The organism is Flavobacterium sp. N1736, assembly GCF_025947065.1.
In the GTDB taxonomy this organism is placed as follows: domain Bacteria; phylum Bacteroidota; class Bacteroidia; order Flavobacteriales; family Flavobacteriaceae; genus Flavobacterium.
Genome location: NZ_CP109994.1, coordinates 3,686,047 through 3,711,315 on the forward strand (window position 1 = coordinate 3,686,047; position 25,269 = coordinate 3,711,315).

The following is a 25,269-nucleotide window of genomic DNA, read 5'->3' on the forward strand; positions in this document are numbered from 1 at the left end:
TTTAAAGACCCATCGTTTTATAGAAATTTGTATACGCCTCTGCGAATGCATCTTTCGTGGCGAAAGGTAAAAAAGGTTTTCCTGAAGATTCTATAAATTTTGTTAAACTTGGTGATACGTTTTCAGATGCAATAATAACGGCATCAGAATGTAATATACTAGCTTTTAAAACGTTCTCGTAATTTGGAACTTCCAAATCAGCAATTGCTTCATGCGGAACGCCATCAAATTTAACCTTGTTTATCATTTCTAAATCTAAATTTTCGTCAAAAGATTGCCCATAAACAGAGGTAACAATTTTTGTTTCAGAAAACAAAGCTTCATTTTTATAATAATGTTTCATGTAAATTGGCAGCATTGCAGCCAGCCATCCATGAACGTGAATGATATCCGGAACCCAATTAAGTTTTTTTACGGTTTCAACAACTCCTTTTGCAAAAAATATCGCTCTTTCGTCATTGTCAGGATACAAAGCTCCTTCTTCATCGGCAAAAGTTGCTTTACGTTTGAAATATTCATCATTATCAATAAAATAAACCTGAATTCTTTCCTTTGGAATTGAAGCTACCTTAATAATCAGTGGCATATCTAAGTCATTCACTACCAAATTCATTCCTGAAAGTCTGATAACTTCATGCAACTGGTGTCTTCTTTCGTTGATATTTCCATATCTTGGCATGAAAATTCTTATCTGACCTCCTTGATCATTAATCATTTTCGGAACGTCATAAGACATTAAAGAAACCTCATTTTCAGCCAAATAAGGCACGACTTCAGATGATACATATAATATCCTCTTATCTTTCATAATAGTATTTTACTTAATTTTTGGTAATAAAAACGTTGCAAAATTACAAAATTTTATGCAGTTTATAACTAATATATTATGTTTGCACTAAATTTTAATAATACCAACATGCATATTTTCTACGGTAAAGTAGCTTTGATAGCCTATTTAAAAACTATCAAAACGGCAAATTCGACCATCGGGTTTGTACCAACAATGGGCGCTTTACACCAAGGGCATCTGGCTTTGATGCAAAGATCCCTTAAAGAAAACGACGATACCGTGGTAAGTATTTTCGTAAATCCAACGCAATTCAACAATCCTGAAGATTTGGAGAAATACCCAAGAACTTTAGAAGAAGATGTGAAAAAAATGCGCGGTTTGAGTGACAAAATGATTTTGTATGCACCATCAGTCGAAGATATTTACGAAGGAAATATGGTTTCGCAGGAATTTGATTTTGACGGTTTGGAAAATCAAATGGAAGGAAAATTCAGACCCGGACATTTTAATGGCGTTGGCACCATCGTAAAAAGGCTATTTGAAATCGTTACGCCAACAAACGCTTACTTTGGCGAAAAAGATTTTCAGCAATTACAGATCGTTAAAAAATTGGTCGAAAAAAATCATTTACCTGTAAATGTGGTTGGCTGTCCTATTTTTAGAGAAGAAAATCAACTTGCGATGAGCTCCCGAAATGAGCGTTTAACCCCCGAAGAACGAAAAGAAGCGGCGATTATTTATAAAACTTTAACCGAAGCAAAAGAAATATTCAAAACGAAAAGTCCGCAAGAAACAATTGAATTCGTCGAAAATTCTTTCAAAGACAATACAATGTTTGACCTAGAATATTTTGTTATTGCTGACGAATCCACATTATTACCTATCGATCACAAAAGTAAAGACAAAAATTACCGCGCATTTATAGTAGTATTTGTTAATTCTATTAGGTTGATTGATACCATTTCATTAAATTAATTTACCTTTGCAACATGCAAATTCAAGTTATAAAATCTAAAATTCATCGCGTAAAAGTAACCGGCGCCGATTTAAATTATATTGGCAGTATTACTATTGATGAAACTTTACTAGAGGCTTCAAACATAATTGAAGGCGAAAAAGTATCTATTGTAAATATCAATAATGGAGAACGTTTTGAAACTTATGCTATTAAAGGAGAAAAAAATTCAGGCGAAATTACACTGAATGGTCCTGCAGCCAGAAAAGTTCAAAAAGACGATATTATTATTATCATTTCATATGCAACCCTGGAATTTGAAGAAGCAAAAACCTTCAAACCATGGATCATTTTTCCAAATGAAAACGATAATTCGCTAACATAATCTTCCTTTTACACTTATCGCTTTAGTTTGTCAAATTTATTTTTGTACAAACAATATTCTATTGGCTTAAATTCAATATTGATTTTAAGGCAGAACTTACATTCTCATTTTTAAAAATCCTACAATAATAAAAAAGCAAATAAATTGTTATATTGCTACACTATTTCAATACTTTTTAATTCACTGAAATATCCCAAATCATGAAAAAAGTTTACTTACTATTTGCTTTAATTTCTGTCTCTGCTTTTGCTCAGAAATTCGACAACATTAAATCTGAAAAACTTGGAGAAGAGCGCAGAATTACGATTGGTCTTCCTGCATCTTACGAAGCTAATCCGGAAAAAAAATACCCGGTTTTATACTTATTAGACGGCGATTATTTATTTGATCCTTTTTCGGGAGCTGTAAGTTACGGCTCATATTGGGGCGATTTACCGGAAATGATTATTATTGGCGTTCACCAAAATAAAGACGATGAACGAGAAGACGATACTACTATTGATCAAAATACCGGACTTCCTTTTGAAAAAGGAGCTGAATTTTTTGAGTTTATTGGTGCAGAATTAGTTCCGTATATCGAAAAAAAATACCGTACTTCACCTTTCAGAATCATTGCAGGTCATGATGTAACAGCAAGTTTTATCAACTTTTATTTATATAAGGAACAACCATTATTTAACGCTTATATTTGTTTTAGTCCTGAATTGGCTCCTAAAATGGAAGTTCGAATTCCGGAAAAGTTTGCTAAAATAACAGAACCTGTCTTTTATTATTTATCTGCAGCTGACGGTGATAACAAAAAAATCAAAGAACCAATAGAAAAATTAGACAGCAATATTAAAATTGCCAATAATCCTTTGGTCAACTACAAATACGATTTATTTAAAGGAACAACGCATTACACTCAGGTTTTGCACGCAATACCAAGTGCTTTATATCAAATTTTTGAAATTTACAAACCTATTAATTCAGCAGAATACAATGATAAAATTGCTGTTCTTGAAACGGGTTATGCAGATTATTTAGAAAATAAATACAACACCATGTCTAAAGTTTTAGGAGTTCAGATTCCGGTAAGAATGAGTGATTTTAAAATTATCGAAAACCTTATCCTAAAAAAGAATGCTTACGATGAATTAGGTAAAATGGCCGAAATTGGAAATGTAAATTACCCAAAAGCCATGCTTGGAGAATATGAATTGGGATTGATGTACGAAAAAATGGGAGATCCTAAAAGAGCTTCAAAAAAATATCAAAATGCTTCGCAAATGGAGCCAATTGGTGATTTGAACAAAGATGTGATGTACGAGAAAATCGACGAAATGAATACGCTTGCTAAAAAAACAAAATAATGTCTAAAGTCAAAACTTCCTTTTTTTGCCAAAATTGCGGAACTCAATATGCCAAATGGCAAGGGCAATGCAACGCCTGCAAAGAATGGAATACTATTGCCGAAGAAATTATTCAGAAGCAGGAAAAAGTGGCATGGAAAAGTGAACCAACTTCAACCAGTAAAGCGCCACGCCCTTTAAAAATTAATGAAATCGATTCGGCTCAGGAAATTCGAATGAATACAACTGATGGTGAATTGAACCGCGTTCTTGGCGGAGGCTTGGTTCCAGGGTCATTAACGCTTTTAGGCGGTGAACCGGGAATTGGAAAAAGTACGCTTTTGCTGCAAATTTCATTAAAATTGCCTTATAAAACATTATACGTTTCCGGAGAAGAAAGCCAGAAACAAATAAAAATGCGTGCCGAAAGAATCACGCCAAACAGCGACAATTGTTATATTTTGACCGAAACCAAAACGCAAAATATATTCAAACAAATTGAAGCGATCCAGCCCGAAATTGTCATTATTGATTCAATCCAGACCTTACACACTGATTATATCGAATCTACTGCCGGAAGTATTTCTCAAATTAGAGAAACAACAGCCGAATTAATCAAGTTTGCCAAAGAAACCAATATTCCGGTTATTTTAATTGGACATATTACGAAAGACGGAAACATTGCCGGACCAAAAATTCTGGAACACATGGTTGATACCGTTTTGCAGTTTGAAGGCGACAGAAATCACGTTTACCGAATTTTGCGTTCGCTAAAAAACCGTTTTGGTTCTACTGCCGAGCTGGGAATTTATGAAATGCTGGGAAGCGGTTTGCGAGAAGTTTCTAATCCGTCAGAAATATTGATTTCGCACAAAGACGAAGAAATGTCGGGAACTGCGATTGCCACAACTATGGAAGGCATGCGCCCGTTAATGATCGAAATACAATCTTTGGTAAGTACAGCAGTTTATGGAACCCCACAACGCAGTACCACTGGTTACAACGCCAAAAGGCTAAATATGATTCTGGCTGTTTTAGAAAAAAGAGCCGGATTTCGTTTAGGCGCAAAAGACGTTTTCTTAAATGTTACCGGAGGAATTTCTGTTGATGATCCCGCAATTGACTTAGCGGTTGTAGCGGCTATTTTATCATCAAATGAAGATATTCCGATAACGAAAGGTTTCTGCTTTGCCGGCGAAGTTGGTTTATCAGGAGAAATTCGTCCCGTAAATCGTGTAGACCAACGCATTCAGGAAGCCGAAAAACTAGGTTTCAATACTATCTTTGTTTCCAAATACAATAAAATTGCTTTAAAAAACACAGGAATCAAAATAGAACTCGTGGCTAAAATTGAAGATGTAGCCAGTTTTCTTTTTGGTTAATTTTTTATAAACCCACTTTATGAAATTTCCAAAACAAAAAATATATAAAGCACTTTTAATACTTCTTTTGGTATTAGGAGTGCTTTTTTTAGGTTTATACTTTTTTCGCGATTCGCTTTTAAAACAAGCAATTGCCAAGGTAACCCTGAAAATGAATATGGAATACAACAGCACATTTTCTGTAAAATCAGCTTCATTTGAAGGTTTATCAGGAATTAAACTTACCGATGTAATTTTGGTCCCAAAAAATGCCGATACACTTTGTCACATTCAAAAAATAGAAACCAGTATTAGTTTATCGAATTTGTTGATTGGAGATGTTCAGGTTGGAACCTTAAAAATTAATAATGGTTATATTCAACTGGTAAAAAAAGGAAAAGTCCGCAATTTTGATGCTTTCCTTAAAAAAGATAAATCAGATTCTGATAAAAACGAGAAACGTAAATACGCCACTTTTGTTTATAGAATTATTTCAAAACTTTTAAATTTAGTTCCAACTGATATGAAATTGGAAAATCTGAATTTTAAAATTGATGATAATGGCAAAAAAGCTTCGATTGCGATAAATAAACTCGTTTTAGACAACAAACAGCTCGAAACCAATCTTCACGTTCAAAGCAAAGATTTTGATCAAAGATGGAATATAAAAGGTTTTGCCGACCCAAGAAATAAAAAAGCCGACATTCGATTGTTTAATTTAGATACCGGAGCTATTCGCGTTCCCTATCTTGATGAACGCTATAATTTTAAAGCAAGCTTTGATTCTATTCGCCTTAACGTTGCAAATATTGATAAAGACGGAAGCGAATTGCATATTGACGGTTATACTTCTATTGCCAATTTAAAAATTAATCACCCAAAAATTGCCAGTAAAGATGTCGTTATTAAAAATGCCCGTTTTGATTATCGCTTTTTATTGGGAGATGATTTTATTTCGATCGACAGCACTTCGACGATGCAATTGAATAAGATAAAAGTAAAACCTTATATTTCTTATAACACCGAAAAAGATACGGTTTATACGCTAAAAGTTGATATTCCGAAAATGAAAGCGCAGGATTTTATTGTTTCATTGCCGGACGGATTGTTTACGCATTTTCAGGGAATGAAAGCAACCGGAGATTTTGACTATAAACTGGATTTCAAATTCAATAAAAACAAACCAAATACTTTAGTTTTTGATAGTAAACTGAATAAACAAGATTTGAAAATCACAAAATATGGCGAAGCCGATTTGAATAAACTCAACGGAGAATTTGTGTATCGCGCGATTATTCAGAATGTATTGCAGCGTCCGGTTTTGGTTGGAAATGCGAACCCGAATTATACGCCTTTAGATCAAATTTCACCATATTTGCGAAAATGTGTTCTAACAACCGAAGATCCTTCTTTCTTTCAGCACCGCGGCTTTATAAATGAAGCTTTCAAACAATCTATTCTGAAAAACATCAGAACCAAAAAATTCTCACGCGGCGCCAGTACGATCAGTATGCAATTGATTAAAAACGTCTTTTTGACACGGGAAAAAACACTTTCGCGTAAGCTTGAGGAAATTTTATTGGTTTATATCTTAGAAAATAATCGCGTTGTGAGCAAAGAAAGAATGCTGGAAGTGTATTTCAACATTATAGAATGGGGACCAAATGTGTACGGAATTGGCGAAGCAAGTCATTTCTATTTTCAAAAAAGTCCTTCGGTTTTAAATGTTGATGAATGTTTGTTTTTGGCAACAATTATTCCAAAGCCGAGAAAATTCATGTATCAATTTAATGATGAAGGAAACCTGAAAGATTACGCCGTTAAAAATCAAAAATTCTTGCGAAGTTTAATGTTTCGCCGCGGTTTGTTAATTCCTGAAGATACTATTGGGCAATTACCTGTTTATATTTCAGGAAATGCGCGCTCTTTGATCAGAATTAAAGCTCCGGATTCAACTGCTGTTCCCGTTGATTCATTATCTGGTGAGAATGAATTTGATTTGTAAACACAGATTATTCCAGAATCTACAATGTCTACTCCTGCAAGGTTTTCAAAACCTTGTAGGTATTATTTTTTCTGCCTCTGCAAAACCTACAAGGTTTTGAAAACCTTGCAGGAGAACGAACAACTATAAAAACCTTTAATTACGGCGCAGGATCAGGAATTATCGCCTGAACTGCTGCAATCTCAGTTAAAATTTCTTTTGATAAAAACACATCAATTGTGTCGATGTTTTCTTTTAATTGCTCCATTGTTGTTGCACCAATAATGGCACTTGTTAAAAATGGCTGTTGCAATACAAAACCCATTGCCAGTTCTGTTAACGTTAAGCCATGTTTTTTAGCAATTTCCTGATACAATTTTGTTGCTTGCGTACATTGTTCACTAGCGTAACGTGTATATTGCGGAAAAAGATTAATTCTTGCATTTGGATGTGCTTCTCCGGTTAAAAACTTACCGGTTAAAACACCAAACGCTAAAGGCGAATAACCCAGCAAACCTACATTTTCATATTTTGAGACTTCGGCAGAACCCACTTCAAAAAGTCGATTTAATAAATTATATGGATTTTGAACTGTTTTAATTCTTGGCAGATTCTGATATTTGCTTTCTTCCAGAAAACGCATCATTCCCCACGCATTTTCGTTTGAAACCCCAATATGTTTGATTTTTCCTTCTTTGATTAACCCGTCAAAAGTTTCCAGGACTTCTCTAAAATTATCTTCCCATTGATCGTCAAAATCTTTGTAACCGCGTTGTCCAAAGTAATTAGTTTGTCGTTCCGGCCAATGCATTTGATACAAATCGATATAATCAGTTTGAAGGCGTTTTAAGCTATTTTCTAAAGCATATTTAATACTTGCAGGAGAAAAATCCAGTTTTTCGCGCATATAGCCAAAATTCACATTTGGTCCGGCAATTTTTGAAGCCAAAATTACTTTCTCGCGATTTCCTGATTTCTTAAACCATGTTCCAATGATTTTTTCCGTGCTTCCGTAAGTTGCTTCACTTGCAGGAACGGAATACATTTCGGCAGTATCAAAAAAATTAATTCCGCGTCCAAGCGCATAATCCATTTGGGCGTGTCCCTCTGCTTCAGTATTTTGTTGTCCGAAAGTCATTGTTCCCAGACATATTTTACTAACTTTTATATCAGTGTTTGGTAAAGTAGTGTATTTCATTTTTTCTTTTAAGGTTAAAAGTTGCAGAGGCTCAAAGATACAAAGGGAATAAGCAATGTAAAATAACACAAAAGTTAAAAAAGCTACAAAGTTGTATAAAGAACAGAGTACAAAGTTTTTTTAGTTTGTACACAAAAAAAGCCCAAAGTTAAAAACTCTGAGCCCTTTGTATCTTAAAAACTTAGTCTCTTAGAGACTTAGCAGCTTAGAAACTTAGTTTATACTATTAAGCATTTCAGCGATTTCATCTAATCTTGGAGTTAAGATGATTTCGATTCTACGATTTTTAGCTTTTCCTTCCGGAGTTGCATTGCTTGCAAGCGGAGAAAATTCACTACGTCCTGCAGCTGTCAATTTTTGTTTATTGATTTTAGTGTTTTCACTTAAAATATTTACAATTGCCGTTGCTCTTTTTGTAGATAAATCCCAGTTGTTTGCAATTGGTCCTGAACCTGCATACGGATCATCATCTGTATGTCCTTCAATAAGAACCGAAAGATCAGGATTGTCTCCCAACACTTTTCCTAATTCTACAACTGCTTTTCTACCTTCAGTTCCAACAGCCCAGCTTCCTGAGTTAAAAAGTAATTTGTTTTCCATCGAAACATATACTTTTCCGTTTTTCTGTTCAACGGTCAAGCCTTTACCTTCAAAACCATTTAAGGCTTTAGACAACGTTTCTTTTAGCTTTTTCATTGCAGCTTCTTTAGCAGCAATCATAGCTTCAAGTTCATTTAAGCGGCTTGCCGTTTTATCTAAACGTGCTTGTTCTTCGGCAAGTTTTTTAGATTTTGCTTCTAACTGTGCCAGCAATTCACGGTTTTTAGCCATATTGCTTTCAAGAGCATCATTGCTGTTTTTTTCAAGTGCGTTGTATGAATCCTGCAAAACCTTGAATTTATTTTGCGCTGCAGCTAAATCAGCTTTTTGTTTTGCAAGATCGTCTTTTGTGCTTGCAAGATCTTTTGTTAATTTGTCTCGATCTAATTCCAATTCATTTTTGGCTTTTTGCAAATCAGCATTTTGATCTGCAATAGAACGATTTTCTTTTTTTAGATCTGAATACTTTGATTCAAGATCGTTGTAAATTTTCTTAGAAACACACGAAGTCATGGACAAGGCTAATACCAGTAATCCAATGGAAGTTTTTTTAATCATCTTATTCTTTTGGTTTTTATTTGGGGCTTATTAATAATTCAAAATTTCTTATTCTACGGAATGCCCTAGCCCTGATGGGAGCGGCATCCTTTTTCTTGCTTTTTCAGCAAGAAAAAGATAATAGCGGACAGCAGGAAATAGCTCCTGATTTTCCAACTATATGCGTATTACATAATCACAGTTTTATTCTCACAATTAAAACTGCTTTTCTTTTAACAATAACAATACCAAACTTTACTCAATCTCAACTAAAACTGGGCAATGATCTGAATGCACGGCATCTGGTAAAATCACTGCACGTTTTAATCTGTGTTCTAACGAATCGCTTACCAGATTATAATCGATACGCCAGCCTTTGTTGTTTCCGCGGGCTCCGGCACGGTAACTCCACCATGAATAATGATGCGGATCTTTATTAAAATGACGGAAACTGTCTATAAAACCGGATTTCATAAAACCGTCAAGCCAGGCGCGTTCTGCCGGTAAAAATCCTGAAACCGTTTTATTACGAACCGGATCGTGAATATCGATCGCTTCATGGCAAATATTATAATCGCCACAAATAATCAGGTTTGGAATCGTGATTTTTAATTCATTAATATAGTTTTGAAAATCATCCATAAACATAAATTTATGATCTAATCTTTCAATATTTGTTCCTGACGGAAGGTATAAACTCATTACAGAACAATCATCAAAATCGGCACGAAGGTTACGACCTTCAAAATCCATATGCTGAATTCCGGTTCCAAAAACGACATTATTTGGTTTTATTTTAGATAAGATAGCCACGCCACTATATCCTTTTTTTGTTGCAGGATAATAATACTGATAAGGATAACCGGCAGCTGTAATATCTTCAACAGGAATTTGCTCCTGAGTCGCTTTGATTTCCTGAAGACAGATAACATCAGGATTGGCATGTTGCAGCCATTCTATAAATCCTTTAGTAATTGCTGCTCTGATTCCGTTTACATTATAAGAAATAATTTTCATTCAAGTTTTTTTTAAGGAATCCAAATGTAATAAAAAAGTGGAAAGTTTGTGTTTGAATCAACGAAAAGTAGAGTTTTTTGTTATCTTTGTTCGCTGCTCTAATAAATTAAAAATAGTACATGGGTTTAGTTACCGCGAAAGAAGTTGCAAAAGCAATAAATGTTGATAAGTACGGAGTTCTTGGTACTTTTTCAGGCTGGATTCTTATGAAGGTTCTTAAGATCTCTACCCTTAATAAAATTTACGATCACAATAAACATTTAGAAGATGTTGCGTTTTTAAATGGAGTTCTGGATGAATTGCAAATTAAATTTGAAATTCCGGAAGAAGACTTAAAACGTTTACCTAAAGACGGCGCCTATATTACGATCTCAAATCATCCGCTTGGAGGAATAGATGGTATTTTACTTTTGAAATTAATGCTTGAAAGAGAACCAAATTTCAAGATTATTGCTAACTTTTTATTACACCGAATTGTTCCGCTTAAAAAATATATCATGCCGGTTAATCCTTTTGAAAATCACAGGGATGCCAAATCAAGCGTGGTGGGAATTAAGGAAACTTTGCGCCATTTAAGTGACGGAAAACCGTTGGGGATTTTCCCTGCCGGGGAAGTTTCAACTTATAAAGACGGAAAATTAGTCGTTGATAAACCGTGGGAAGAAGGTGCTTTAAAATTGATTAGAAAAGCAAAAGTTCCGGTTGTACCCATTTATTTTCATGCCAAAAACAGTAGATTATTCTATTGGCTTTCTAAAATTGATGATACTTTGCGTACTGCAAAATTACCATCAGAATTGTTGACACAGAAAGATCGTGTTATCAAAGTTCGTATTGGTAAACCGATTTCTGTAAACGAACAAAACGAAATTGAATCTTTTGAAGAGTATTCAGAATTTTTAAGAAAGAAAACTTATATGCTTGCCAATCCTTTTGAAAAGGACAGTAAATTACTGGATACAGCAAGTTTAAAAATACCAAAAGCGCCTAAAAAAATTGTTACGCCGGCAAGTGAACCAAAAATGATTGACGAGGTAAATGCGTTAAGAGGAAGCGATTGTCGATTATTACAAAGCAAAAACTACGAAGTGTTTTTTGCAACCGCAAAATCTATCCCGAATATTCTGCATGAAATTGGACGTTTGCGTGAAATTACTTTCCGTGAAGTGGGTGAAGGAACCAATGAATCTATCGATTTAGACAAATTTGACCAATATTATCACCATATGTTTTTGTGGGATGATGAAACTAAAAGAATTGCAGGCGCTTACCGCATGGGATTAGGATCTGAAATTTATCCAAAATACGGGCTTGAAGGTTTTTATCTGAATGATCTTTTTAGATTTGAGCCTGAATTGCACGATATGATGCATAAATCGATCGAAATGGGGCGTGCTTTTATTGTTAAGGAATATCAGCAAAAACCAATGCCTTTATTCTTATTGTGGAAAGGAATTATACATACAACGTTACGTTATCCTGAACATAAATATTTATTAGGCGGCGTTAGTATCAGTAATCAATTCTCTGATTTCTCTAAATCACTGATGATCGAGTTCATGAAATCGAATTATTACGATCCATACATTGCGCAATATATTCACCCGAAAAAAGCGTATAAAGTTAAACTGAAAGACGCTGATAAGGACTTTATTTTTGATGAAGCCGAATCAGACCTTAATAAATTTGATAAAATCATTGATGAATTAGAACCCGGAAATTTACGTTTGCCTGTTTTAATTAAAAAATACATCAAACAAAATGCACGTGTTGTAGCTTTCAACGTCGATCCTTTGTTTAATAACGCTGTAGACGGTTTAATGTACATCAGAATCGCCGATATTCCGGAAAGCACCATGAAACCTGTTATCGAAGAGTTTCAAATAGAATTAGAACGTAAATTATCTGAAAAAGAAGATTAAGAGTTTACTTCCCGATAGAAATATAAAATCCCATTCAAATCAATGAATGGGATTTTTTTTAACTACAATTTTTTTTCTCTCAAAACTAGATTCTTTCATTCTTTCCAATCAATTTACCAAATCATTTTGGATTCGAAATACATCCTTATCCGTTTATAAAAAAGAACAATTGAATTTCGTTTGTAAAGACATGCAATATTAACTCGTGAGCAGCTTAAAATTATCCCCTATAAGTTATTAATATATAAAAAAGAGACACTAATTGAACCATAGAAATAGACTATTAAAACTCTTAAAGAAAACTGTTCTTATATTTAGAACCAGCCTTTTTGACCAATCTGATAGGTTTGATAAAACTCTTCGTCTGTTTTTGTTAAATAGAGAATTCCTTCAATAATACCAATAAGACCTCCAATTCCGCATAATCCTAAAAGAAATTGGATAATTCCTTCTCTTGTGTATCCTAAATAAAATTTATGAATTCCCAGCGATCCTAAAAAAATGGCAAAAAGCGCAGCGATAACTTTTTTATTTTCCTGTCTTGGCGGATTATTCCATGCTTCTGTTTTTGTATTTTCCATAGTATTTTTAATTAAATTATAATCTGAAATAAACTGATGTCTTTATATGTAAAGGAATCTTTTTACAATAACGAAAATAGAATTTATTCTGTTTTTAGAACCAAATCGACTGATGCAATATATCATCAAACGAATTGTTTTTTACAAAAAGTACCAATCGTATAAAATGATAAATGGCTAAGAAATAAGCCAATCTGTAAGCTAGTTTTTTATTGTATAAAAGACTTGTGAAATATTCTTTTTTGGTAATAATTTCTGCGATTAACACAATAATCGTTACCCAGCAAAAAGCGATTACAAAAGGTCCTAAAACATGGTAACTTATTGATTTGTATAAATCTCCCTGATAAAAATACACCAATGATTTTGTAATACCACAACCCGGACAAGGAAATCCGGTCATCATTTTAAAAGGGCAAAAAGACTGATCTGACTCTAAATGATCATTGTGATTATTGAGCATTAAAAAAAACGGAACTATCAGTGTAATTGCTGCACCGATAATTCCGTAAATTTTACGTTTTATTCTGTTATTATTTGTATAATCTGTTGATATCACCTTGTACGATCATTGCTGCTGCAATAGGAAAAAAGAATCCCAGAACAATTAATAAAGTAGACTGATCTTTTTGAAGCTCACCTGTTTGCTCATAAACTTTAGGCAATGCTTCTTTTCCTGCTAAATAATAAAAATAAATATTTACCGGCATACAGCATCCGGCAAAAATTGCAATAGGCTGCGAAATAACTTCTTTCTTTGCTACAGCATTGAAAACTTCTGCAACTTTAATATTCCAATAAATTAAATACAATCCGCAAGTTAAAAATCCGAAAAGTAAAACCATAATTGGATCCACTTTAAATACTGGGATTGGCTCATTAAAATTATTAGACGTTTCTTGTAAATTTTCCATTCTTTTATTATTTATATTTAGTTATTATTATTGTAATTCAACGTTACCGATTTCATTAATTTCTTCAATATTGCTTTTAGGATCTGAACCGTAGTCGTTAGAACCTGAATCACCTTCTGTACATATTACAACTAACAGCCATATTCCTCCAATAAAGGGAATTAACGCGATGAAATAAAACCATCCGCTTTTTCCAACGTCATGTAAACGTCTTACTACAACCGCAAGGGTTGGCAGAAAAGTAGCCAATGAATAAAGTGCAAAAACAAGATATCCAACAAAAAGTCCTCCTAAAGCATTGTCAAAAATGGAACCTATTCCTGCTCCAAGAATAAAAAAAGATATCAAAATTAAAAATTGCATAAGGGTAAAATACCAATACTCACTTCTTCTGGCACGACCGTTGAAGTTTGCATAGTTTTCAAAAACCACTTTTTTGTACCATTCAATCATAATTAATAAAATTAGTTAGTTTATACCTACTCTTTTGGATTTTCGGCTTCTCCTTTTCAAAAAATTTGTTAAAATTTCGAAACAATATTAACAAAAAATTATCTTAAAAACTAATTCAAAAAGTTACTTTTAAAGAAAAAGCCTGTTATTTTAAGACAACATTGAATGGAGATAAACTTTGCAAATTTTATTAAAATAGTAAAATTCTTAAATTATTTAGCATACACTTTTTTAATCTTGTTTACAATAACCTGTGCGAGTCTTTCATGACTTTCAAATGTCCAGCCTGCAATATGAGGTGTGAGCAAAACATTTTTTGCTTGTAATAAATATTGAAAAGCTTCGGGCGTATTTTTATCCTGAAAAAGAGTTTCAAAAGATAATTTTTCATACTCCAATACATCCAAGCCTGCGCCTAAAACCTTTTTTTCTTTCATGGCGCTAACTAAATCTGCCGTCACGATATTTTTACCTCGTGAAGTATTTATGATCCAAAATGGCTTTGCAAATGCGTTTATAAAATCAGCGTTGACCATTTTATCCGTTTCAGGCGTCCAAGGAAGATGTAAACTTAAAACATCCGTTTTTTGTTGTAATTCCCGCAACGAAACTTGTCTGGCATTTTCATCGCCAACATTATCCAAAATATCGTAACATAAAACATCCACTTCAAAACCATGAAGTTTTTTGGCGAAAGCTTTACCCATATTTCCATAACCAATAATACCAACGCTTTTACCGTCAAGTTCATGACCGCGATTGCTTTCACGGTTCCAGTGTCCCGCTTTTATTTCGGCGTCAGCCTGATTCAGATTATTAAAAAGCGACAAAATTACGCCAAGTGAATGTTCTGCAACAGCGTTGCGATTACCTTCCGGAGCAGCAATTAAGTGTATGTTTTTAGTCTCGGCATAATCGCAATCGATACTTTCTAAACCCGCGCCAACTCTGGCGATAAACTGTAAATTGGTGGCTTTGTCTAAAAATGTTTTATCGATTTTAAAACGGCTTCGAATTACGATTCCGTTATAATCCTGAATTTTTTCTTCAATTTCTTCTTTCGAAGATTTAAAGTCGGCGTGATTCTCGAAACCCGCTTCTTCCAATTGTCCCCAAAGTATGGGATGATTGCTATCGATATGTAGAATTTTAATGCTCATAGTATTCATTTATTATGAAACAAAAATACAGCTTATTATTTATTGGTACTCCTGTAAAATTTCAAGTTTCAAGTTTCAAGTTTCAGGTTTCAGGTTTGCGATAAAAACAAACTTATGAAACTATAACTTTTGCTGAAATTTTTTATTGCACATATTTTTTTTAACTTTGAAAATAACGTCGTTCGGAAATCCAATTGATATTTCTCTTCAAATCGGCATAACTTCTTTCAAATGAAATTAACCAAAACTTTTAAAACCTTTTTTGAAAACGAAAAATCAGGAGGACTCTTATTGCTTTTTGTTACCATTATTTCGCTTTGCCTTGCAAACTCGTCGTTTCAGACCGAATATATTGCTTTGTGGGAAATCGATTTAGGCGGACATTCGATCACACATTGGATCAATGATGGTTTAATGACGATTTTCTTTTTACTGATTGGCTTAGAATTAGAACGTGAAATTTATCATGGTGAATTATCAAGTATAAAAAATGCCTCGCTTCCAATTATGGCTGCTTTTGGCGGCATGTTAGTTCCTGCGGCGATATTTTTAGCTCTAAATTATGGAACAAATACTCAAAATGGAGCCGGAATTCCAATGGCTACCGACATTGCTTTTGCAATTGGTATATTATCGCTATTAGGCAATAAAGTCCCGCCATCATTAAAAGTATTTTTAACGGCACTTGCAGTAATCGACGATTTGGGTGCTATTATTGTAATCGCTATTTTTTATACCACTTCGATTGCTTTTACAAATCTTGCCATTGCTTTGGGAATTTGGGTCGTGTTATTTATTTTAAACAGAATGAAAATTCATAACCTGATTCCGTATCTAATTGGTGGCGTTGCCATGTGGTATTTTATGCTCAATTCAGGTGTTCACGCAACAATAACCGGTGTTATACTCGCATTTGTGATTCCGTTTGGAGATGGCGGCGAAAAATCACTTTCACATAAAATAGAACATTTTTTACATAAACCTGTTGCCTTTGTTATATTGCCTTTGTTTGCTATCGCGAATACCTGCATTGCCATTGAATCTGACTGGCATCAGGGATTAAATCACCCCAATACTTTCGGAATTATTTTAGGACTTGTTATCGGTAAACCATTAGGAATTTTACTTTTCTCTTTTATTGGTGTAAGTGCCGGTTATTGTGTATTACCAAAAAGCTTAAAATGGACTCATGTTTTAGGCGCGGGAATGCTGGGCGGAATTGGCTTTACAATGTCAATATTTATTACGATACTCGCTTTTAAAGATCCGGAAACTATCGTTTTCTCTAAAATCGCAATTTTGATTGCTTCATTGCTTTCAGGAATTTTCGGATTTGTTTATTTAAAATATGTTTTGAAGAATAAAAAGCCAAAAACATCATGACTTTACCAAACAAACTTACGGTTATACTATTTTCTACAATAATAATTTCTGCTTGTAATGATAAAAAAGCAGAATCTGTTATAGAAAAAAACAGCAATGATACCATAATTTCTACTCAAATAGCCAAAACAGACGAATCGCTTGAAGGCGTTTATAAAACTAATGAATGCGATATTTCTCTTGAAATAACAAAAACCAAAGACGGTTATGCCTATTTTTTAAAAACGAATCTACGCAAATTAAAAGGCAAAGCTGTTTTTAAAAATGAATCCGGAGAAAAATATTTGGTTTTAGAAGGGATCAAATGGGACGAGTATGAAGGCGATATTAGCAACGAAGAAGAAAACGATTCTATAACGGATTCAAAAACTGAAACTCTAGAACCGGAGATTCCCGTTGGAATTGATGCAGGTTATGTAAAAGATACGCTTATCATTCAGAATTATGGAAACTCAATGAATTCTTATACTAAGATTTCTGAATGTGGTTTGAAGTATATTCAGTTGGTTAAAAGGAAATAGATTCAAATCCCAATTTCGCGATATTTGTCTAATAAAAAACAAAAAATTCCAAACCCCAATTAAATTGGGATTTGGAATTTTATCCCGAGGCTTCGGGATTGGAATTTCTTTTTAAATCCTACCCTTTAATCTGTTTTAAAGAAGTCTTAATTCCTTTTATCAAAGACGAACTGAAACCATTATGTTCCATTTCATTCAAACCTACAATTGTACAGCCTTGTGGCGTTGTTACACGATCGATTAATTGTTCCGGATGTACTTTTTCCTCTAACAACATTTTTGCGGCTCCTTTTACGGTTTGCGCTGCAATTGCCAAAGCGGTATTCGAATCAAAACCAATTTCGATTCCGGCCTGCATCGAAGCACGAATATATCTCAAGGCATAAGCAGTTCCGCATGCGCCTAGAACTGTAGCTGCATCCATTAATTTTTCGTCGATAACCGGAGCTGTTCCTAAATCCTGAAACAAATCGACAATTGGCAAGGCTTTTTCTCTGTCCTTTTCAGGGAAAGAAATACAAGTTGCCGATTCGCCAAATTGTGCCGCAATATTAGGCATAATCCTGATTACCGGAATTGCATTATTTGTTTTAGATTGAAGCATATCAAGAGATAATCCGCTTACAGCAGAGGCAATTGTTTTACCTGCAATTACCGGTAAAATTTCTGCTAAAACAGTATCAACCTGATACGGCTTTATGGTTAAAACCACGACATCGGCTTCCTGAATATTATGTTTGTTATCTGAAGAAACCGTGATTCCGTATTCTGAAAGATATTGAATACTGGCTATATTTCTTCTCGTTACTGTAACCTGATTGTTTTTAGAAAATTTTGCAATTCCCAAGGCAATAGAAACGCCAAGGTTTCCTCCTCCTATTATGTGTACTTTCATTCTGATTGGTTTATTATTTGGTTGGTTAATAGCAATATGGGTTAATCGGTTAACTGTTTATTGTTGAATCGGTCAAATGAATTACCATTAAACAGTTAAACAATTTTAAAATCCAAGAATCAATTTGGCTACTCCAAAATAGAGCATAATTCCAAAAACGTCATTGGTTGTTGTAATAAACGGACCTGTTGCAATAGCGGGATCGATTTTATTTTTATGAAGAAAAAGCGGTACTAAAGTTCCTAAAGTTGCAGCAAAAAGAATCACTACGATCATCGAAATCGAAATCGCCACTCCCACCAAATATTGTTGATACATTAAGGAATGATATCCCAGCAAAAGCAATGAAATTATACTTCCGGAAATCATCGAAACGCTAATCTCTTTACTGAAATATCCCCGGCTAAATTCTTTTAAAGTTCCGTTTGCCAAACCCTGAACAACAATTGCCGAAGCCTGAACACCAATATTTCCGGCTGTTGCCGAAAGTAAAGGAACAAAAATAATTAAGGTTGAATATTTTTGAAAGGTCGCTTCATTTCCTTTTAAAACAAAAGAAGCCACAATTTCGATTACCATTCCAATTAAAAGCCAGGGCAAACGTGCTTTGGTTAATTCTAAAACGCTGTCATTCGATTCAACGTCTTGTGTAATACCCGCCGCTAATTGGTAATCCTTATCTGCTTCGTCTTTAATTACGTCTACGATATCATCAATCGTAATTCTTCCCACCAAACGACCAAGCTCGTCTACAACCGGAATAGCTTCCAAATCGTATTTTTGCATGATACGTGCAACCTCAACATCTTCGGTATCGACGTTTACGAAGTTTAATTTTCGAATATAAATATCACCAATTTGAGTTTTGGTTGATGTTGTCAGTAAATCTTTAAGTGATAATCTTCCTTTTAAGCGGTTTTCATCATCAACAACATAAATAGAATGCACTCTCGACACATTTTCGGCCTGAATGCGCATTTCTTTCACACAAGTTAGTACATTCCAATTTTCATTGACTTTTACTAACTCTTTTCCCATTAAACCACCGGCAGAATTTTCGTCGTAACGCAACAAATCGACAATGTCTTTTGCGTGTTCAACATCCAGCATTTCTGAGATTACCTCAGCTTTAATTTCCTGCGAAAGTTCGGCAATAATATCTGCCGCATCATTGGTTTCAAGCTCATCAAGCTCCTCTGCAATTTCCTTAGGCGAAAGTCGGCTTAAAATGTTTTCACGCAAATCATCTTCCAGTTCCAGAAGAATCTCAGCGGTTTTATCACTATCTAAAACCTTAAAAATATAAGTTGCTTCGTCGAAATCCAGTTCATCCAGGATTTCGGCAATATCGGCGTGGTGCAGATCGTTAAGTAAAATTTCAAGTTCCTTGTCGTTTTTCTTAACAATGTGCTCTTCTAATTGCTGTATTAATTCTTTGCTAACTTTGAACTCCATCGGCTTCTATTTTTTGAGTCAGTTCAATAAATTCTTCTACACTAAGTTGCTCGGGACGTTTATCAAAGATAGTGTCTAATCGCAAATTATCAGTTAAATTTAATGTTTTCAAACTGTTACGTAATGTTTTTCGTCTTTGCTGAAAAGCAGTTTTCACAACCGTAAAAAACAACTTTTCACCACACGGAAGACTGTAATCTTCCTTTCGGGTCATTTTCATCACACCCGACTTGACCTTGGGCGGAGGAATAAAAACATTTTCGTCAACAGTAAACAAATACTCGGTAATATAGAAAGCCTGCGCTAAAACGGATAAGATTCCGTAAGCTTTAGATCCTTTTTTCTCGCAAATACGTTCTGCTACTTCTTTTTGAAACATTCCGGAAAACTCAGGAATCTGGTCTCTTAACTCTAAAGTCCTAAAAACGATCTGAGTCGAAATATTGTATGGAAAGTTTCCAATTATAGCAAATTGTTTGTCTTTGTAAACCTCATTGATATTGTATTTCAAAAAATCCTGAGAGATAATCTGATCTTTTAATTTCGGATAATTTTCACCCAAATACACCACAGATTCTGTATCAATCTCGATAACGTGTGTATTTATTGGTTTGTCAAGCAAATACTTAGTCAACACACCCATCCCCGGTCCTATTTCTAAAACCTCATCGTATCCTTTTAAGCTCAAAGTATCGGCAATAGCTTTTGCAATACTTTCGTCTTTCAGGAAATGTTGTCCTAAATGTTTTTTGGCTTTTACTTTTTCCATTTTGTTTTTTAGATTCTTAGACTTTTAGACTTCTTAGATTGCCAGATTTTCAGTTAGTCTAAAAATCGAAGAAGTCTAATAATCTAAAGATCTCTTTTAATGTTCCGAAATAACTTCCAACTCTGTTCTGAAAGAAAGCATTTTATCGGCAAATAAACCTAAAGCTTCTCTGTGAAATTGTGGTTCGTCTTCGATATAATATTTTTCCAAAGTTTCTTTGCTGTCAGTCACATATTGAACAGAATAGGTAATTCCTCCCATTTCTTCCTCAATCAAAACTTTTACAATTCTTGCCGAAGAAAACTTGTTTGTAGCCAGAATTTCCGGTATGTGTTTTTCCTGCATCCATTTTAACCATTGGTCGTGAACGCTTTCGTGTATATTAGTGGTAACGTTGTAAATAATCATGCTTTTTTGTTTAATCGTTATATTCGGTTAAACGTTTAACCGAATAAACGGTTCAACCAAATTATAAATTCTTGTCTCCTCTCAACTCCCGGTATTTTTTTCTCGCATCAACAAAATAAATACTATCCTGATGGTTAAAAATTACCTTTTCATATAAAGCTTTTGCTTTTTCTGTATCATGCAATTCATCGTTGTAAATTTCTGCCGAAAAAAACAGCGCTTCGTCTACATAAATTCCGTCGCTATGGTTGTCAATGATTTGCTGGTATTGGCTTAAAGCCGAATTGTAATCTTTGAGACTTTCATAGATTTTACCTAAACGCAACATTGTAACAGCTTCTATTTCCTGTCCTTTAAACGATTTCAGAATGCTCTGAAACTGTGTAATTGCTTCTTGTTTTTTATTCTGATAAATTAAAAAATCGCCTTTTGCAAATTGCTTCAAAGCCGTTTGTGTCGAATCGGCAACCGTATTATCATTTATCAATAAAAAATATTCTAAAGCATCATTGGCAATCAATTGCGTATTCGCTGATTTTAACTCCTTAAATTGCTTTAAAGCCCATTCAAAATCCGTTTTAAAATAACTTGTTTTTGCCGCCTTCAAACTTGCTTCGTGCGACATGACATCATTCTTTAAATCCAATTGAATTTGTGAATAATAAATCAACGCCTGATTGAATTTTTCTTCTAAAAGCAAAATATCAGCCAGCTCCATTTTGGCATCTGCTCTTTGATATTCATTTAAATTGAGATCTAATGCTCTTTTTAAAATTAATTTCCCTTCTTCCGGTTTTCTTAAATTAAAAGCCAGGAAATGCGCCTGAATTATTTGCAAAGATAAGGTAAAAGGAGTTATATCATAGGTTGCAAGCAATTGTTGCAATTCTGTATTAATTATTGGATAATCTTTTTCCTGAGCATTATCAATTTTAATTTGCATTAAATTGGCATTCGTCTGAACCAGTAAATCTAAATCTTTGGTATTCTGCAGAATAAAATTCAATATTTCGGTTGCTGTTTCATCGTCATCTTCATTCATCGCAAACTGACTTAAATTAACGATGCTCATTAACGACTCAGGTTCACGCTTATAAATGGCTTTTTCCTGAATAAAAGCTTTTCCAAATTCTTTTTGCTGCACATAAAACCAACTTAAATAATGATTCCAAAAAACATCCTGATCTTTTTGTGTTCTCAGGATTAATGCTTTTCGCATCGCATCTTTAAAAGCCGTATTATCTGTTTCGCCTTGCATAAAGCGGGATAATTGCGTTTGAATCAGATTTGCATTTTGCGGATTTTGAAAAGATTCTGTCAATAAAAGATCAATCATCTGATCGGTTTTTCCTAACTGACCGTACAACATTCCTATTTGGAAATTGAAGTTATAATTCGGCTGAATCTGCATTGCGGTCTGATACGCTTTTAAAGCATATTCGAGCAATACTTTTTTCTCGAATGAACTTCCAATTCCGTAAACATCATTTGGATTTGTTTTGATTTTTTCGATAGCCTGATCGTAATAACTTTTGGCTTTCGAATCATTTTTCTGAAGCTGAAAATTATAACCCAATTCAACTAAAAAAACACCTTGTTTATAGCGGTTATATCGCTCCTGAATCAATTTTTGCGCCACGTCAAATTGCTGCATTTGCTGATACGATTCGACAGTTCTTAAAAAATATTGGGTATTTGATGGCGAACTGTTCAAAAGCTGTTCGTAAGCTATTTTGGCTTTTTCAAAATCGCCTTTATCGAAGTAATATTGAGCCAATTGCTCATTTTGTGCTAATGCAAAAGTAGACCACAACAAAACGATATAGATAAAGATGTTTTTCATATTTCAGTTTTTTTAGTCGCAGTTCTCGGTAAATAGTTTACAGTCTCGGTCGCAGTTTTCAGTCGCAGTTTGAACTGAAAACTGAGACTGCGACTCTAAACTAAATTAATCTATAATATCAAATCCGCAGTACGGACGTAAAACTTCCGGAATTACAATTCCTTCCGGTGTTTGGTAATTTTCTAAAATTCCGGCCAAAACTCTTGGCAATGCCAATGAACTTCCGTTAAGTGTGTGTGCCAATTGGTTTTTTCCGTCTTTATCTTTAAAACGCAATTTCAAACGATTTGCCTGAAATGTCTCAAAGTTAGAAACTGAACTAATCTCTAACCAACGATCCTGCGCTGTAGAGAAAACTTCAAAATCATACGTTAAAGCCGATGTGAAACCCATATCGCCGCCACATAAACGTAAAACGCGGTAAGGCAATTTTAATTCTTTCAATATATCTTTTACGTGCTCCACCATTCCGTCAAGTGCTTCATAAGACTTTTCAGGATGTTCGATACGTACAATTTCAACTTTATCAAATTGGTGCAAACGGTTTAATCCACGAACGTGAGCTCCGTAAGAACCTGCTTCACGACGGAAACATGGCGTATAAGCCGTATGTAAAACCGGTAATTCGCTTTCGTTTAAAATAACATCGCGAAATAAATTCGTAACCGGAACCTCAGCAGTTGGAATCAAATATAAATCATCAATTGTTGAGTGATACATTTGTCCTTCTTTATCCGGCAATTGTCCAGTTCCATAACCTGAAGCTTCGTTTACCAAATGCGGCACCTGAACTTCATTATATCCTGCAGCCGTATTTTTATCTAAAAAGTAATTGATCAAAGCACGTTGCAAACGAGCTCCTTTTCCTTTGTAAACAGGGAATCCGGCACCGGTAATTTTTACACCCAATTCAAAATCGATGATATCATATTTTTTCACCAATTCCCAGTGTGGCTGTGCGCCTTCGTGCAAAACCGGAATATCACCTTCCTGAAAAACATTCAAATTGTCATCCGGAGTTTTTCCTTCAGGAACAATATCTGCCGGAAGATTTGGTAACGTATATAATTTATTGGTTAATTCGGTTGCCAAAGCTTCTGCTTTTTCGCCTAATTCTTTACTTTTTTCTTTTAACGATACGGTTTTTTCTTTTAAGATTGCAGCTTTAGATTTCTCTCCCGCTTTCATTAGTTCGCCTATATCTTTGGATAATTTATTAGATTCAGATAAAGTATTGTCTAATTCTACTTGTGTTGCGCGACGGTTTTCGTCTAATTGCACCACTTCTTCAACAACGCTTTTAGCATCGATATTTCGTTTTGCTAAAGCCTTGATTACTTTCTCCTGATTCTCTCTAATAAATGCGATTTGTAACATAGCTTGGTTTTTATAACTAGTATTTTTATATAAAGGAAGCAAATTTAAGGAAATGTTTGCTAAGAATAAGACAAAGTTTAAGAGGAAAATCTATTTTTAAAGGTTATTCCACAAAGATGCGCGAAGGTTTTGCAAAGATTCGCAAAGTTTTTTATCAAAAATAGTACTTCGTGAATCTCTGGAAATTTTTGTGTCTCTCTGTGAAACTATTTTAACATCTTCAAAACAAAAAGAATTAATTAAATTGCAATTAAAATTTACCATGATACATATTGACCATTTTATTGAAGATTTTTCCATAAATTTCAAAGACTTTTCTTCGTTGCAGCCTTGGGAAATTACAACTAATCTCAAGACGATAATCGAAAAAATGATTCTGAATCTTGATGACGATTTTGTAATTGAAAACAATACTGCCATTCATAAAACGGCGATTATTGAAAACAATGTTACTATAAAATCGCCTGCAATTATTGGTAAAAACTGCTATATTGGAGCAAATGCTTATTTTAGAGAAGGCGCTTATTTAGCCGACTCTGTGAAAATTGGTCCGGGCTGCGAAATTAAAAGCAGTATTATTTACTCTGATACTGCGATTGCTCATTTTAACTACATTGGAAATAGTATTGTGGGACGAAACATCAATTTTGAAGCAGGTTCAATTGCAGCAAATCATTATAACGAAAGAGCTGTCAAGAAAATTTCTGTACTTTATAACTCAGAAATTATTGAAACAAACTCCGATAAATTTGGATCGCTGATTGGCGATAACTCCAGAATTGGCGCGAACGCCGTATTATCTCCGGGAACTATTTTAAGTAAAAACTCAATTGTAAAAAGACTTGAACTAATCGAACAAGTTGTACCCAAATAAACATTTCATTATGCTGATTTTGTGAAACTTTTCATAAAAATCAAAAACACAAATTAAGCTAATCAATTTTGTTTTAATTTTGTAAGGTTACCTAACAAGTTTAACTTTATAAATATGGAAACAAAAGATTTAGCTTCATCATTGCGTACTACAATATCGCTTCTTCACAAAAGTTTACGCAAACAAATGTATTCTGTTAATTCACTTTCGCTCACTGAAATGGAAACTATCGGGCATTTGATTCGAAATACTGCTTTACTTCCTTCTGAGCTTGCAAATTTGACACGGGTTAAAACACAATCGATGTCACAAATCATTAAAAAACTTGAAGAACTGGAAATCATTACCCGAACTCCTTCAACAAAAGATGGTCGAAAAGTCTATATTTCATTGACTGAATATGGAAAAAAAGCGGTTGAACAAACACGATTTGATCGCGATAAATGGCTTTCAGACGCTATTGATGAGACATTAACAAATGAAGAAAAGGCATTATTAGAAAAAGTAATTCCAGTTTTAAACAAAATTGTTCCAATCAATTAAAATCAAAAATATC

At 34.1% G+C, this 25,269-nt stretch carries 25 protein-coding genes; 10 read left to right on the forward strand and 15 right to left on the reverse strand.

The features are described from left to right. Nucleotide 1: 1 nt before the first annotated feature. On the reverse strand, nucleotides 2-808 hold the full coding sequence (locus OLM54_RS15630; protein ID WP_264535504.1) for a glycogen/starch synthase: 807 nt from the start codon (nucleotides 806-808) through the stop codon (nucleotides 2-4). 78 nt (nucleotides 809-886) lie between these two features. Between OLM54_RS15630 and panC the strand changes: the two genes are divergently transcribed. The 5 genes from panC to OLM54_RS15655 all read left to right on the forward strand — a co-directional run bounded on the left by panC (nucleotide 887) and on the right by OLM54_RS15655 (nucleotide 6,827). Next, complete coding sequence (panC, locus tag OLM54_RS15635; protein WP_264535505.1) at nucleotides 887-1,765, forward strand: pantoate--beta-alanine ligase; 879 nt, start codon at nucleotides 887-889, stop codon at nucleotides 1,763-1,765. 14 nt (nucleotides 1,766-1,779) lie between these two features. Continuing rightward, on the forward strand, nucleotides 1,780-2,130 hold the full coding sequence (gene panD, locus OLM54_RS15640) for an aspartate 1-decarboxylase (protein WP_026727479.1): 351 nt from the start codon (nucleotides 1,780-1,782) through the stop codon (nucleotides 2,128-2,130). A gap of 200 nt (nucleotides 2,131-2,330) precedes the next feature. Continuing rightward, nucleotides 2,331-3,482, forward strand: a complete 1,152-nt coding sequence (locus tag OLM54_RS15645; protein WP_264535506.1) for an alpha/beta hydrolase — start codon at nucleotides 2,331-2,333, stop codon at nucleotides 3,480-3,482. Then, nucleotides 3,482-4,843: a DNA repair protein RadA gene (gene radA, locus OLM54_RS15650; RefSeq protein ID WP_264535507.1), complete on the forward strand. Its 1,362-nt coding sequence runs from the start codon at nucleotides 3,482-3,484 to the stop codon at nucleotides 4,841-4,843. Before OLM54_RS15645 ends, radA begins: the two co-directional genes overlap by 1 nt. Nucleotides 4,844-4,862: 19 nt before the next feature. Continuing rightward, nucleotides 4,863-6,827 (forward strand): transglycosylase domain-containing protein, encoded by a 1,965-nt coding sequence (locus tag OLM54_RS15655; protein WP_264535508.1) that lies wholly within the window; start codon nucleotides 4,863-4,865, stop codon nucleotides 6,825-6,827. 139 nt (nucleotides 6,828-6,966) lie between these two features. On the opposite strand, the gene OLM54_RS15660 is transcribed toward OLM54_RS15655, so the two are convergent. The 3 genes from OLM54_RS15660 to OLM54_RS15670 form a co-directional block, all read right to left on the reverse strand. Next, the gene (locus OLM54_RS15660) at nucleotides 6,967-8,004 is read right to left on the reverse strand and encodes an aldo/keto reductase (protein WP_264535509.1); all 1,038 of its coding nucleotides are present in this window, start codon (nucleotides 8,002-8,004) and stop codon (nucleotides 6,967-6,969) included. Between the two features lie 213 nt (nucleotides 8,005-8,217). Beyond that, the gene (locus OLM54_RS15665) at nucleotides 8,218-9,162 is read right to left on the reverse strand and encodes an OmpA family protein (protein ID WP_264535510.1); all 945 of its coding nucleotides are present in this window, start codon (nucleotides 9,160-9,162) and stop codon (nucleotides 8,218-8,220) included. A gap of 234 nt (nucleotides 9,163-9,396) precedes the next feature. Beyond that, nucleotides 9,397-10,158 carry an exodeoxyribonuclease III gene (locus OLM54_RS15670; RefSeq protein ID WP_264535511.1) on the reverse strand — a complete coding sequence of 254 codons (762 nt, stop codon included), beginning with the start codon at nucleotides 10,156-10,158 and terminating at the stop codon, nucleotides 9,397-9,399. A 119-nt stretch (nucleotides 10,159-10,277) separates the two neighbouring features. Between OLM54_RS15670 and OLM54_RS15675 the strand changes: the two genes are divergently transcribed. After that, nucleotides 10,278-12,080 carry a lysophospholipid acyltransferase family protein gene (locus OLM54_RS15675; RefSeq protein WP_264535512.1) on the forward strand — a complete coding sequence of 601 codons (1,803 nt, stop codon included), beginning with the start codon at nucleotides 10,278-10,280 and terminating at the stop codon, nucleotides 12,078-12,080. A gap of 314 nt (nucleotides 12,081-12,394) precedes the next feature. On the opposite strand, the gene OLM54_RS15680 is transcribed toward OLM54_RS15675, so the two are convergent. The 5 genes from OLM54_RS15680 to OLM54_RS15700 form a co-directional block, all read right to left on the reverse strand. Continuing rightward, complete coding sequence (locus tag OLM54_RS15680) at nucleotides 12,395-12,661, reverse strand: TM2 domain-containing protein (protein WP_264535513.1); 267 nt, start codon at nucleotides 12,659-12,661, stop codon at nucleotides 12,395-12,397. 94 nt (nucleotides 12,662-12,755) lie between these two features. Beyond that, a complete protein-coding gene (locus OLM54_RS15685) occupies nucleotides 12,756-13,220 on the reverse strand; it encodes a DUF2752 domain-containing protein (protein WP_264535514.1) in 465 nt (154 codons plus the stop codon). Next, nucleotides 13,195-13,575, reverse strand: a complete 381-nt coding sequence (locus OLM54_RS15690; RefSeq protein WP_264535515.1) for a DUF4234 domain-containing protein — start codon at nucleotides 13,573-13,575, stop codon at nucleotides 13,195-13,197. Before OLM54_RS15690 ends, OLM54_RS15685 begins: the two co-directional genes overlap by 26 nt. 27 nt (nucleotides 13,576-13,602) lie before the next feature. Beyond that, nucleotides 13,603-14,028, reverse strand: coding sequence for a DUF805 domain-containing protein (locus OLM54_RS15695; RefSeq protein ID WP_264535516.1), 426 nt, complete (start codon nucleotides 14,026-14,028; stop codon nucleotides 13,603-13,605). A gap of 212 nt (nucleotides 14,029-14,240) precedes the next feature. Continuing rightward, on the reverse strand, nucleotides 14,241-15,188 hold the full coding sequence (locus tag OLM54_RS15700; protein WP_264535517.1) for a 2-hydroxyacid dehydrogenase: 948 nt from the start codon (nucleotides 15,186-15,188) through the stop codon (nucleotides 14,241-14,243). Nucleotides 15,189-15,419: 231 nt separating this feature from the next. On the opposite strand from OLM54_RS15700, the gene nhaA reads away from it, so the two are divergent. After that, nucleotides 15,420-16,571, forward strand: coding sequence for a Na+/H+ antiporter NhaA (nhaA, locus tag OLM54_RS15705; RefSeq protein ID WP_264535518.1), 1,152 nt, complete (start codon nucleotides 15,420-15,422; stop codon nucleotides 16,569-16,571). Next, nucleotides 16,568-17,092: a hypothetical protein gene (locus OLM54_RS15710; RefSeq protein ID WP_264535519.1), complete on the forward strand. Its 525-nt coding sequence runs from the start codon at nucleotides 16,568-16,570 to the stop codon at nucleotides 17,090-17,092. Before nhaA ends, OLM54_RS15710 begins: the two co-directional genes overlap by 4 nt. 118 nt (nucleotides 17,093-17,210) lie before the next feature. Here the strand turns inward: OLM54_RS15710 and proC are convergent, their stop codons facing one another. The 6 genes from proC to serS form a co-directional block, all read right to left on the reverse strand. Then, complete coding sequence (proC, locus tag OLM54_RS15715) at nucleotides 17,211-17,987, reverse strand: pyrroline-5-carboxylate reductase (protein ID WP_264535520.1); 777 nt, start codon at nucleotides 17,985-17,987, stop codon at nucleotides 17,211-17,213. A gap of 105 nt (nucleotides 17,988-18,092) precedes the next feature. Then, nucleotides 18,093-19,442 (reverse strand): magnesium transporter, encoded by a 1,350-nt coding sequence (gene mgtE, locus OLM54_RS15720; RefSeq protein WP_264535521.1) that lies wholly within the window; start codon nucleotides 19,440-19,442, stop codon nucleotides 18,093-18,095. After that, a complete protein-coding gene (gene rsmA, locus OLM54_RS15725; protein ID WP_264535522.1) occupies nucleotides 19,426-20,211 on the reverse strand; it encodes a 16S rRNA (adenine(1518)-N(6)/adenine(1519)-N(6))-dimethyltransferase RsmA in 786 nt (261 codons plus the stop codon). Before rsmA ends, mgtE begins: the two co-directional genes overlap by 17 nt. Before the next feature lie 96 nt (nucleotides 20,212-20,307). After that, the gene (locus tag OLM54_RS15730) at nucleotides 20,308-20,619 is read right to left on the reverse strand and encodes a DUF4286 family protein (RefSeq protein WP_264535523.1); all 312 of its coding nucleotides are present in this window, start codon (nucleotides 20,617-20,619) and stop codon (nucleotides 20,308-20,310) included. 61 nt (nucleotides 20,620-20,680) lie between these two features. Then, nucleotides 20,681-22,462 (reverse strand): tetratricopeptide repeat protein, encoded by a 1,782-nt coding sequence (locus tag OLM54_RS15735; RefSeq protein WP_264535524.1) that lies wholly within the window; start codon nucleotides 22,460-22,462, stop codon nucleotides 20,681-20,683. Nucleotides 22,463-22,567: 105 nt separating this feature from the next. Beyond that, nucleotides 22,568-23,839 carry a serine--tRNA ligase gene (gene serS / locus OLM54_RS15740; RefSeq protein ID WP_264535525.1) on the reverse strand — a complete coding sequence of 424 codons (1,272 nt, stop codon included), beginning with the start codon at nucleotides 23,837-23,839 and terminating at the stop codon, nucleotides 22,568-22,570. Between the two features lie 262 nt (nucleotides 23,840-24,101). Here serS and OLM54_RS15745 point away from each other — a divergent pair, with 262 nt between their 5' ends. Beyond that, entirely contained in the window at nucleotides 24,102-24,713 is a 612-nt protein-coding gene (locus tag OLM54_RS15745) for a DapH/DapD/GlmU-related protein (RefSeq protein WP_264535526.1), read from the forward strand. 114 nt (nucleotides 24,714-24,827) lie between these two features. Continuing rightward, nucleotides 24,828-25,256 (forward strand): MarR family winged helix-turn-helix transcriptional regulator, encoded by a 429-nt coding sequence (locus OLM54_RS15750; protein WP_264535527.1) that lies wholly within the window; start codon nucleotides 24,828-24,830, stop codon nucleotides 25,254-25,256. Nucleotides 25,257-25,269: the final 13 nt, after the last annotated feature.